This is a genomic window from Gordonia otitidis NBRC 100426 (assembly GCF_000248075.1).
Classification (GTDB): domain Bacteria; phylum Actinomycetota; class Actinomycetes; order Mycobacteriales; family Mycobacteriaceae; genus Gordonia; species Gordonia otitidis.
In genome coordinates this window covers 1-940 of the sequence record NZ_BAFB01000243.1, presented here as the reverse complement: position 1 = coordinate 940, position 940 = coordinate 1, and the positions used below count along the sequence as shown (strand labels likewise).

The following is a 940-nucleotide window of genomic DNA, read 5'->3' as shown; positions in this document are numbered from 1 at the left end:
GTTCGCGCGCCCGCACCGCGGCCGGATCACCGTGTTTCTCGTCTTGTCGGTGTGCACCGCGGTCCTGACCGTCGTCACCCCGATTCTCGCGGGGCGCGTCGTGAATCTGATCAGCGACGGCGGAGCAGGCGGGACCATCGTCGGTCTGGCCGTGCTGATCGCGCTGATCGCCGTCGCAGAGGCGGCCGCGGCGATCGGCACACGCTGGCTCTCCGCGCACATCGGAGAGGGACTCATCCTGGACCTGCGACGGTCGGTCTTCGACCATGTCCAGAAGATGCCGGTCGCCTTCTTCACACGAACCCGCACAGGCGCGTTGGTCAGTCGCCTCAACAACGACGTCATCGGCGCACAGCGTGCGTTCAGCGACACGCTCTCGGGAGTCGTGTCCAACATCGTGACGCTCGCACTGACGCTCGGCGTGATGTTCGCGATCAGTTGGCAGATCACACTGCTCGCCTTGATCCTGTTGCCGCTCTTCGTCATACCCGCCCGACGGATGGCCCGACGAATGGCGGCACTCTCCCGGGAAGCCGCGGAACACAACGCGCGCATGTCGACACAGATGACCGAGCGATTCTCTGCGCCCGGCGCCACCTTGATCAAACTCTTCGGCAGCCCGGCACTGGAGAGCCGCGCGTTCGCCACGCGCGCAGACCGGGTCCGCGACATCGGGGTGCGCCGCGCCATGCTGCAGGGCATCTTCATCACGGCACTGACCCTGGTCTCGGCATTGGCGCTCGCACTCGTCTACGGCCTCGGCGGATGGCTCGCGGTACACCAGCATCTGTCGGCGGGAGCCGTTGTGGCACTGGCGTTACTGCTGACCCGCATGTACGCACCGCTGACGGCGCTCGCCAATGCACGCGTCGAGATCATGAGCGCACTGGTCAGTTTCGAGCGTGTCTTCGAGGTACTCGACCTCACACCCCTGATCGCC

At 66.0% G+C, this 940-nt stretch carries 1 protein-coding gene; it reads left to right on the top strand.

The window, feature by feature from the left end:
* The coding region (locus GOOTI_RS23475) for an ABC transporter ATP-binding protein (RefSeq protein ID WP_007241096.1) at positions 1–940 on the top strand (940 nt) is incomplete at both ends.